This window comes from Pseudomonas agronomica (assembly GCF_025917275.1).
Taxonomy (GTDB): domain Bacteria; phylum Pseudomonadota; class Gammaproteobacteria; order Pseudomonadales; family Pseudomonadaceae; genus Aquipseudomonas; species Aquipseudomonas agronomica.
Map to the genome: position 1 here is coordinate 1 of NZ_JAOSHO010000901.1, position 1,003 is coordinate 1,003.

Sequence of the window (1,003 nt, forward strand, 5' to 3'; positions counted from 1 at the left end):
AAAAGTGCACTCACATAGGTAACACCCGGAGTGTCACGTAGCCATCAATGGCATCTCTTACATCAATCCGTCCTAGGATGATTGGACCGAAGATAACATCCCAGATCCCGTCCTCTACTTGCTCCAGTCCAATGGTCTGGTGCTTGAGCACATAGCCGACGTAGATCCTTAGACCATGGCGATTGACGATCCCCGAGCAGTCCGCCTGGAGGCTGTCGATATGGCTCGGGTAGGTCATCTCGGGAAGCTTCTCGGGATATTGGCGGGACGAAGGCTCATAGCAGGACGCAGGTGTCTTCTGATTAAGAGCCTCATGCAAACGCTCATAGTTGTAATGTTGCCTGAAACGATCAAAGTGCCGTTGTTGAGCCTCCCACGCTACTGCTGGGGGTGACGGAAGAGTGCTTTTCAACGTTCGATGCATACGTTCATGTCGGCCATTTTGCTCCGGCCTGCCGGGGGCGATCCGCTCGGGAATGATCCCTAGACGCAACCACCAGATCGACAACTGGGAAAGGCCCGCACGCCCTTTGCTCGCAAACGGAACACCATTGTCGGTACGAATGCGCTCCGGCAGACCATGTTCACGAAACACCTGAGCAAACACCGCCTGGGTTTCCTGGAAGTTGGTGCTAGCCATGCTGTGGCAAGCGAGCAAGAAACGACTGGCATGGTCCATGATCGTCAATGGATAGCACCAGACGCCCGCACCTGTCAGGAATTGGCCTTTGTAATCGGCGCTGAATAGCTGGTTGGGAGCCTCTGCTTTCTGCAGTGGTTTGGGATAAACCGCCACCCGTTGACGCAATCGGCGTGGTTTGACCAGCTCAGCTTTCTTTAGGATGTTGTAGATCGACGTCTTTGATGGCGGCGCCTGGCCAGGAAAACGCTCGAGCAAAGCCGCCTGAATTTTCTTGGGGCCAGGCTCTGTCTCACCCCGACCACGTAATTCAATGATCGCCTCACGGACAGCCAGGGGCACTACCCATTCCTGGGTAAGCCG

General features: G+C 55.1%; 1 protein-coding gene. It reads right to left on the reverse strand.

Annotated features, from left to right (window positions below; all coding sequences use genetic code 11):
* Nucleotides 1-10: 10 nt before the first annotated feature.
* A partial coding sequence (locus OC610_RS27995; RefSeq protein ID WP_264432850.1) for an integrase core domain-containing protein occupies nt 11-1,003 on the reverse strand: 993 nt, incomplete at its 5' end.